The organism is Streptomyces odonnellii, from assembly GCF_000981895.1.
Classification (GTDB): domain Bacteria; phylum Actinomycetota; class Actinomycetes; order Streptomycetales; family Streptomycetaceae; genus Streptomyces; species Streptomyces odonnellii.
Genome location: NZ_LATD01000252.1, coordinates 1 through 8,847, shown reverse-complemented (window position 1 = coordinate 8,847; position 8,847 = coordinate 1). Strand labels below are relative to the sequence as shown.

6 protein-coding genes and 1 pseudogene are annotated in these 8,847 nt (G+C 68.2%); 4 read left to right on the top strand and 3 right to left on the bottom strand.

Annotated elements, in window-relative coordinates; translation table 11 throughout:
• The first annotated feature begins 198 nt into the window (after window positions 1-198).
• The 3 genes and pseudogenes from WH07_RS22835 to cseC all read left to right on the top strand — a co-directional run bounded on the left by WH07_RS22835 (window position 199) and on the right by cseC (window position 2,943).
• On the top strand, window positions 199-810 hold the full coding sequence (locus WH07_RS22835) for a hypothetical protein (RefSeq protein WP_046503155.1): 612 nt from the start codon (window positions 199-201) through the stop codon (window positions 808-810).
• Window positions 811-820: 10 nt separating this feature from the next.
• Window positions 821-1,531 carry a two-component system response regulator CseB gene (cseB, locus tag WH07_RS22830; protein ID WP_046503152.1) on the top strand — a complete coding sequence of 237 codons (711 nt, stop codon included), beginning with the start codon at window positions 821-823 and terminating at the stop codon, window positions 1,529-1,531.
• 82 nt (window positions 1,532-1,613) lie between these two features.
• Window positions 1,614-2,943: pseudogene (gene cseC, locus WH07_RS22825) on the top strand (two-component system sensor histidine kinase CseC).
• A gap of 115 nt (window positions 2,944-3,058) precedes the next feature.
• On the opposite strand, the gene WH07_RS22820 reads toward cseC, so the two are convergent.
• On the bottom strand, window positions 3,059-4,618 hold the full coding sequence (locus WH07_RS22820; protein ID WP_046503158.1) for an MDR family MFS transporter: 1,560 nt from the start codon (window positions 4,616-4,618) through the stop codon (window positions 3,059-3,061).
• A gap of 186 nt (window positions 4,619-4,804) precedes the next feature.
• Between WH07_RS22820 and WH07_RS22815 the strand changes: the two genes are divergently transcribed.
• Window positions 4,805-5,383 carry a TetR/AcrR family transcriptional regulator gene (locus tag WH07_RS22815; RefSeq protein WP_046503149.1) on the top strand — a complete coding sequence of 193 codons (579 nt, stop codon included), beginning with the start codon at window positions 4,805-4,807 and terminating at the stop codon, window positions 5,381-5,383.
• Here the strand turns inward: WH07_RS22815 and WH07_RS22810 are convergent.
• Window positions 5,373-6,017, bottom strand: coding sequence for a M23 family metallopeptidase (locus WH07_RS22810; protein ID WP_046503146.1), 645 nt, complete (start codon window positions 6,015-6,017; stop codon window positions 5,373-5,375). The two genes, WH07_RS22815 and WH07_RS22810, sit on opposite strands and share 11 nt — an antisense overlap.
• A gap of 430 nt (window positions 6,018-6,447) precedes the next feature.
• Window positions 6,448-8,847: ATP-dependent Clp protease ATP-binding subunit (locus tag WH07_RS22805; RefSeq protein ID WP_046503144.1), on the bottom strand; the 2,400-nt coding region annotated here is incomplete at its 5' end.

Below are 8,847 nucleotides of genomic sequence, written 5' to 3'. Positions count from 1 at the left end.
GGACGGGCGGGACAGGAGTGACGGGCGTGACGAACGGGGGCGGGCGAGGTGCGCGGCCTGAAGGTCCCTGACCGGCCGGGGGTCCCCTCCGGGAGCAGATCTCCCGGAGGCCGGCGTCCCGAAGGCAGATCACCCGAAGGCGGATCACCGGAAGGCGGATCACCGGAGGGCAGATCATTCGCGGCGGCTGCCACGGCCATGGCCGGGCTCGCCGCCTTCTGCGTGCTCGCGACCGGCTGCTCGGCCGGAGGTACGGGCACCAGGGACGAGGGCGCGGCGATGACCACGCCGGTCGAACGCGGGATCCCCGCCCCCCAGTCGGCCTCCCCCGAGCCCAGCCCGGCGAGGACCGTGGACGCGGTGGCGCTGCTCCGCCGCGATCCCAAGGTCAGCCGACGGATCAAGGCCGATCTCAAACCGTGCGCCGAGGACGCCTATCCGGTGGACACCTCATACGGAAATCTCACCGACGGTACCGTGCCCGATGTGGTGATCAACGTGATGACCTGCGGTGACGCGGTCGGCATCGGAACGTATGTGTACCGCTCGCAGAACCATCGCTATGTGAACGTCTTCGCCAACGAGCAGCCCGCCGTCTACTCCACCATCGACCGCGGCGCGCTGGTCGTGACCCAGCAGGTGTACGCGCAGGGCGACCCCATGTCGTACCCCTCGGGGGAGGATGTCGTGACCTATAGCTGGGGCAACGCGAAGTTCAGCGAGCGCTACCGGGTGCGCAACAGCTACAGCAGGGCGGTGGGCGGCGGAGTCACGGCGACACCCGTCCCGCTCGCGCCGGACCAGGGCTGAGGGCCGCGGGATGGCCGGGACCCATGTGCTGTTCGTCGAGGACGACGATGTCATCCGCGAGGCCACCCAACTCGCCCTGGAGCGGGTGGGTTTCATGGTCACCGCCATACCGGACGGGCTGTCCGGCCTTGAGGCGTTCCGCGCCCGTACACCGGACATCGCGCTGCTCGACGTGATGGTGCCGGGTCTGGACGGCGTCAGTCTGTGCCGGCGTATCCGCGACGAGTCGACCGTGCCCGTGATCATGCTGTCGGCACGCGCCGACTCCATCGATGTGGTGCTCGGTCTGGAGGCGGGCGCCGACGACTATGTCACCAAGCCCTTCGACAGCGCGGTGCTGGTCGCCAGGATCCGGGCCGTACTGCGCCGCTTCGGCCATGCCGGCGGACTCACGGGCGACGAGCGGAGCGGGCAGGACGAGCCCGGCGGCAGCGGCGGAGTGCTGACCTTCGGCGATCTGGAGGTCGACACGGACGGCATGGAGGTGCGCAGGAGCGGCGAGCCGGTGGCGCTGACGCCGACGGAGATGCGGCTGCTGCTGGAGTTCTCCGCCGCGCCCGGGACGGTCCTCACCCGCGACAAGCTGCTGGAGCGGGTCTGGGACTACGGCTGGGGCGGGGACACCAGGGTCGTGGACGTGCATGTCCAGCGGCTGCGCACCAAGATCGGCCAGGACCGGATCGACACGGTCCGCGGCTTCGGCTACAAGCTCAAGGCATGAAGCGGCACCCGGCCCTGAACCCGGTCTTCGCGTGAAGCGGCACAGCTCACGGGCGCAGCTCATGAAACGGCGCGGCTGGCTCATGAGGCGGCTCGCGCTGCGCACCGGGGTCCGGTGGAAGATCAGCATCGCGATCGCGGCGGTGGGCGCGCTGGTCGCGCTGGCGCTGAGTCTCGTCGTACACAACTCGGCCCCGCGTCTCGATGCTCGACAACGCGCGCGAAGTGCAGCTCGAACGGCTGCTGTTCGCGGAGCGGATGTACGACTCGACCAACGAGCCGAAGTTCGGTACGAAGATCAACGATCCCGGGCTGCCGTACGAACTGCGGGACAAGATGCGGCAGGGCCGGCGCGCGACCTATGTGGAGGAGGGCGCCAACGGGGTGCCCGATGTCTGGGCGGCCGTGCCCATGGGCAATGGCACGGTCCTCTCGCTGCACAGCCGGTTCGCCGACCGCAGCGCGACGATCATGCAGGATCTGGACCGCTCCCTGATCATCGGCTCCGCCTCGGTGGTCTTCGGGGGCTGCGCCCTGGGCGTGCTGATCGGCGGGCAGCTCTCACGGCGGCTGCGCAGGGCCGCGGGCGCGGCCGGCCGGGTCGCCGAGGGGTATACGGAGGTACGGGTCGGGGACGCGGTCGGCGGAGTCGTACGCGACGAGACGGACGACCTGGCCCGCGCGGTGGACGCGCTGACCGACGCGCTGAACGAGCGCATAGAGGCGGAGCGCCGGGTCACCGCCGATATCGCCCATGAGCTGCGGACACCCGTGACCGGGCTGCTCACGGCGGCCGAACTGCTGCCGCCCGGCCGCCCGAGCGAGCTGGTACGGGACCGGGCCCAGGCCATGCGCACCCTGGTCGAGGACGTCCTGGAGGTGGCCAGGCTCGACAGCGCGTCGGAGCGTGCCGAACTCCAGGAGATCGCGCTCGGCGAGTTCGTGGGGCGGCGGGTGGCCCTGGTGGATCCCGAGATCGAGGTCACGGTCGTGCACGAGTCCTGGGTCAGTACGGACCCGCGGCGGCTCGAACGCATCCTCGGCAATCTGCTGGCGAACGCGGCCAAGCACGGTGCCGCGCCCGTCGAGGTCACGGTCGAGGGCCGGATCGTACGCGTACGGGACCATGGCCCAGGCTTTCCCGGGGCGCTGCTGCGTGACGGCCCGAGCCGGTTCCGTACGGGCGCCACCGACCGCGCCGGCCAGGGCCACGGTCTGGGTCTGACCATCGCGGCCGGCCAGGCCCGGGTCCTGGGCGCCAGGCTGACGTTCCGCAACGCGGGTCCGGAAGGCGCTGAGGACGCGGAAGGGGCGAAGGGCTCGGCAGGGGCGGGCGGCGCGATCGCGGTCCTCTGGCTTCCGGAACACGCCCCGACGACTACGGGCAGCTTCCCGATACTCAAGATCCCCTAGGCGGATCCACACAGCACCGGACGAGGTGGGCCCCCGGCGCGATACGCCGGGGGCCATGGCCGCGAGCCACGAGTGCGGTGGTGTGGACGGACCTGGGGATCGGAGGATCAGGGCATCAGGCGGACTGCGGGACCTTGCCGTCCAGGGCCGGTGTCTCCTCGGCGGCCGGCTTCGTTCCGGCGCCCCGCAGCGGGACCTCCTTGACGAAGAAGGCCGCGACGAATCCGATCACCGCGATCGCCGCGCCCAGCGTGAAGGCCGCGTGCGTACCGGACGAGACCGCGACCTGGTACGCCTCGCGCACCGCGTCCGGCAGCTTCGCCAGGCTCGCCGCGTCGAGCTGCGCGGACTGCTCGGTGGCACCCCCGCCGCCCCGGGCGGCCATCTCGTCCTGCACCCGGCTCGTGAACAGCGCCCCCATGATGGCGACGCCGAACGAGCTGCCGAGTGTACGGAAGAGGGTGGTCGCGGAGGAGGCGACCCCCATGTCCTTCAGTTCGACGCTGTTCTGCGCGACAAGCATGGTGATCTGCATCAGGAAGCCCATACCGGCGCCGAGGACGGCCATGTACACGCCGGACGTCAGCCGCGAGGTCCCGGTGTCCATCTGCGCCAGCAGGAACAGCCCGGCCGTCATCAGTCCGCCGCCCAGGATCGGGAAGATCTTGTACTTGCCGCTGCTGGTGGTGACCCGGCCCGCGATCAGCGAGACGACCATCATCGACAGCAGCATCGGCAGGAGCAGCAGACCGGAGTTGGTGGCCGAGGCGCCCTGCACGGACTGCTGGTAGAGCGGCAGGAAGAGCACCGCGCCGAACATCACGAAGCCGGTCAGGAACCCGATCACCGACATCAGGGTGAAGTTGCGGCTGCGGAAGATGTGCAGCGGCATGATCGGCTCGGTGACCTTGGTCTGTACGAAGACAAAGCCGACCAGCGCGACAACACCGATCGCGATCAGCTCCATGATCATGGCCGAGTCCCAGGCGTACTCCGTACCGCCCCAGGTGGTGACCAGCACGATCGAGGTGATGCCAATCGTCAGCAGCGCGGCCCCGAGATAGTCGACCGTCACCTTCGACCGGTCCTTCGCCGGCAGATGCAGTACGGCGGTGACCATCACCAGCGCCAGCGCGCCGAGCGGCAGATTGATGTAGAAGCTCCAGCGCCAGCCGAGGTGGTCGGTGATGGTGCCGCCGACCAGTGGTCCGCCGATCATGGCGAGCGCCATCACGCCGGCCATCATGCCCTGGTACTTGCCGCGCTCGCGGGGCGGTATCAGATCGCCGATGATCGCCATCACGCCGACCATCAGACCGCCCGCGCCCAGGCCCTGAACGGCGCGGAAGCCGATGAGCTGGCCCATGTCCTGGGCCATACCGCTGAGCGCCGATCCGATCAGGAAGATCACGATCGAGGTGAGGAAGACGCTCTTGCGCCCGTACATGTCGCCGAGCTTGCCCCAGATCGGGGTGGAGGCGGCGGTGGCGAGGGTGTAGGCGGTGACCACCCAGGAAAGATGCTCCAGCCCGCCCAGCTCGCCGACGATGGTGGGCATCGCCGTACCGATGATCATGTTGTCGAGCATGGCCAGCAGCATCGCGATCATCAGCGCGAGCAGCACCACCCGTACACTCCGCGGCTGCGGCTCGGCCTTGGCCGGCTGCGCGGCCATGGACGCCTCACCGTCGCCGTCGATTGACGCGCCCTTCCCCGTCTGTTTCCCGGTCGGACTCATGTTCCCCACTCCCCTGCACTCCCCTGACACTTACCTGCCGCCCGGCAAGCCGACTACACTGGGGAAGGTAGACCTTCTACTTGTCGGGCGTCAAGTAAGTTATTTCCCGGGAGAGAGAGCACCATGGGCAGCGCACAGCACCCGCGGCGGGGCGACACCCGTCAGCGCATCCAGGACATCGCGCTGGAGCTCTTCGCCGAACAGGGGTACGAGAAGACCTCGCTGCGGGAGATCGCCGAGCGGCTGGATGTCACCAAGGCCGCGCTCTACTACCACTTCAAGACCAAGGAAGACATCCTGATCAGCCTCTTCGAGGATCTGATGCGCCCGATCGACGAACTGATCACCTGGGGCCGGAGCCAGCCGCACACGCTGGAGACCAAGCGGGAGATCCTGCGCCGCTACAGCGAGGCGCTGGCGAACGCGACACCGCTCTTCCGCTTCATGCAGGAGAACCAGGCGACGATGCGCGATCTGAGCATCGGCGTGACCTTCAAGGGCCGCATGGTGGACATGCGCGATCTGATCCAGGATCCCGACGCGTCCCTGACCAACCGGGTCCGCTGCATGACCGCGCTGTTCACCCTGCACGCCGGGCTGTTCGCGCTCAAGGACATCGAAGGAGACCCCGAGGAGAAGCGGCTCGCCATCCTCGAGGTCTCCACCGAATTGATGATCAGCGCTCACACGGTCACACCTTGACGCCCACCGAGCGCAGGAAGTTCACCGGGTTGACGGCCGAGCCGTAGTTCGGGGTCGTACGGATCTCGAAGTGCAGGTGCGGGCCGCTGGAGTTGCCGGTGTTGCCGGACAGCGCTATCTGCTGGCCCGTCTTCACGTACTGGCCCACATGGACCTGGATCTTCGACAGGTGGGCGTACTGCGAGTACGTACCGTCGCCGTGCTTGATCACTATCGCGTTGCCGTACGCGGGACCGTCACCGGCGCCGTACGAGCCCGCCTTGACGACCGTACCGCCGTGAACGGCGTGCACCGCGGTGCCGATCGGTACGGCGAAGTCCTGGCCGGAGTGTTTCGCGGACCACATGTTGCCGGCCCTGCCGAAGCCCGCGCTCAGCGTGTACTTGCTGACCGGATCGATCCACGACGGGACCGTGTTGGCCTTCGCCTTGGCCGGTACGGCGGCCTGGACGGCGGCCTGGTGCTGGACAGCGGCCGTGGCGACGGCCGGGGCGGCGGGCGCGGCACCGCCGGTCGCGGCGAACGCGGCCCCGGTTCCGGCCGCCAACGACACTCCGAGTCCGGCAGCCAGAACACCGGCCCGGGTACGAAGGGCGGACGGGCGGGTCAGACGGGACAGCTTGCGCGGCGACATTCCGAAAACCTCCGGGCATCAAGGGACCCGGCACCTTCGCGCCGGGCTGGCCACACCTTGGTAACCCGAACCCCATCTCATGCCAAAACACCCCATCTACGACATCTCGTCGTAGGGGTGCCCCTGAACTCCCGTACGAAGACCCCGGTCAAAGGCTGCGATCGCCCGCGCAAAGGCCTCGGCGGTCCCCGGACCGGCCACTAACCCGGCTCGTAGGGACGGAATCCGCTGTGCGGCATGTCACGGGCGCCGGACAGAAGGGCTGTCCGATTCAGGACCAAAGTCCTGGCCCCAAGAGGCGGCAATGACAATGCAGTTAATGGGGCCCGCACTCCGCAAGAAATGAAAGAAGGCTGCCCCGGAACCGTAAGAAGCGGTTCCGGGGCAGCCCTTGGGTCAGTGCTTTTCTGTCCCTGCCAGTCCTTCGACGTCAGTCCTTCGTCAGGTTCGGACCGCCGCCCGCAGCCTGCTCGATCGGCGGGACATCCGGCAGAGGCGACTTCTCCTCGCCGCGGAAGGTGAACGCCTTTGTCTCGCCCTCGCCTTCGGTGTCCACGACCACGATGTGACCGGGGCGCAGCTCACCGAAGAGAATCTTCTCGGAGAGAACGTCCTCGATCTCGCGCTGAATCGTCCGGCGCAGCGGCCGGGCACCCAGCACCGGGTCGTAACCCTTCTTGGCGAGAAGCGACTTGGCGGACGGGCTGAGCTCCAGGCCCATGTCCCGGTCCTTCAGACGCTCGTCGACCTTGGCGACCATCAGGTCGACGATCTGGATGATGTCTTCCTCGGTGAGCTGGTGGAAGACGACCGTGTCGTCGACACGGTTGAGGAACTCGGGCCGGAAGTGCTGCTTCAGCTCTTCGTTGACCTTGTTCTTCATCCGCTCGTAGTTGGTCTTGGTGTCGCCCTGCGCCGCGAAGCCCAGGTTGAACCCCTTGGAGATGTCCCGGGTCCCGAGGTTGGTCGTCATGATGATGACCGTGTTCTTGAAGTCCACGACGCGGCCCTGGGAGTCGGTCAGGCGACCGTCCTCCAGGATCTGCAGAAGGGAGTTGAAGATGTCGGGGTGGGCCTTCTCGACCTCGTCGAAGAGGACGACGGAGAACGGCTTCCTGCGCACCTTCTCGGTGAGCTGGCCGCCCTCCTCGTATCCCACGTAACCGGGAGGCGAACCGAAGAGACGCGAGACGGTGTGCTTCTCGCTGAACTCCGACATGTCGAGGGCGATCAGCGCGTCCTCGTCGCCGAACAGGAATTCGGCGAGCGTCTTGGACAGCTCGGTCTTACCGACACCGGACGGGCCGGCGAAGATGAACGAGCCACCGGGGCGCTTGGGGTCCTTCAGACCCGCTCGCGTACGACGGATGGCCTGCGAGAGCGCCTTGATGGCGTCCTTCTGCCCGATGACGCGCTTGTGCAGCTCGTCCTCCATGCGGAGCAGTCGCGAGGACTCCTCCTCGGTGAGCTTGAAGACCGGGATGCCCGTCGCCGTCGCCAGGACCTCGGCGATCAGCTCCTCGTCCACCTCGGCGACCACGTCCATGTCGCCGGCCTTCCACTCCTTCTCCCGCTTGGTCTTCGCGGCGAGGAGCTGCTTCTCCTTGTCACGGAGGGAAGCGGCCTTCTCGAAGTCCTGGGAGTCGATCGCCGACTCCTTGTCGCGGCGGACGCCCGCGATCTTCTCGTCGAACTCGCGGAGGTCCGGCGGCGCCGTCATCCGGCGGATCCGCATCCGGGAGCCGGCCTCGTCGATCAGGTCGATCGCCTTGTCCGGCAGGAAGCGGTCCGAGATGTACCGGTCGGCGAGGGTCGCCGCGGCGACCAGCGCGGAGTCCGTGATGGACACGCGGTGGTGCGCCTCGTACCGGTCGCGCAGGCCCTTGAGGATCTCGATCGTGTGCGGCAGGGACGGCTCCGCGACCTGGATGGGCTGGAAACGGCGCTCCAGGGCCGCGTCCTTCTCCAGGTGCTTGCGGTACTCGTCGAGCGTGGTGGCGCCGATGGTCTGGAGCTCACCGCGGGCCAGCATCGGCTTCAGGATGCTCGCCGCGTCGATGGCGCCCTCGGCGGCGCCGGCGCCGACCAGGGTGTGCAGCTCGTCGATGAACAGGATGATGTCGCCGCGGGTGCGGATCTCCTTCAGGACCTTCTTCAGGCGCTCCTCGAAGTCACCGCGGTAGCGGGAGCCGGCGACGAGCGCGCCGAGGTCGAGGGTGTAGAGGTGCTTGTCCTTGAGGGTCTCGGGCACCTCGCCCTTGACGATGGCCTGGGCCAGGCCCTCGACGACCGCCGTCTTTCCGACGCCGGGCTCGCCGATGAGGACCGGGTTGTTCTTGGTGCGGCGGGAGAGCACCTGCATGACCCGCTCGATCTCCTTCTCGCGCCCGATGACCGGGTCGAGCTTGGATTCGCGGGCGGCCTGGGTGAGATTCCGGCCGAACTGGTCGAGGACCAGGGACGTGGAGGGCGTGCCCTCGGCAGGACCGCCCGCTGTGGCGGCCTCCTTGCCCTGGTAGCCGGAGAGCAACTGGATGACCTGCTGCCGCACCCGGTTGAGATCGGCGCCCAGCTTCACCAGGACCTGGGCGGCGACGCCCTCGCCCTCGCGGATCAGGCCGAGCAGGATGTGCTCCGTACCGATGTAGTTGTGGCCGAGCTGAAGGGCCTCGCGGAGCGACAGCTCCAGGACCTTCTTGGCCCGGGGTGTGAAGGGGATGTGGCCGGACGGGGCCTGCTGGCCCTGGCCGATGATCTCCTCCACCTGCTGGCGGACCGCCTCGAGCGAAATCCCGAGGCTCTCCAGGGCCTTAGCGGCGACACCCTCACC

Coding starts and splice junctions, on each gene's coding strand:
- WH07_RS22820 (WP_046503158.1), bottom strand. CDS start 4,618: ATGGCCGCGCAGCCGGCCAAGGCCGAGCCGCAGCCGCGGAGTGTACGG.
- WH07_RS22815 (WP_046503149.1), top strand. CDS start 4,805: ATGGGCAGCGCACAGCACCCGCGGCGGGGCGACACCCGTCAGCGCATC.
- WH07_RS22835 (WP_046503155.1), top strand. CDS start 199: ATGGCCGGGCTCGCCGCCTTCTGCGTGCTCGCGACCGGCTGCTCGGCC.
- cseB (WP_046503152.1), top strand. CDS start 821: ATGGCCGGGACCCATGTGCTGTTCGTCGAGGACGACGATGTCATCCGC.
- WH07_RS22810 (WP_046503146.1), bottom strand. CDS start 6,017: ATGTCGCCGCGCAAGCTGTCCCGTCTGACCCGCCCGTCCGCCCTTCGT.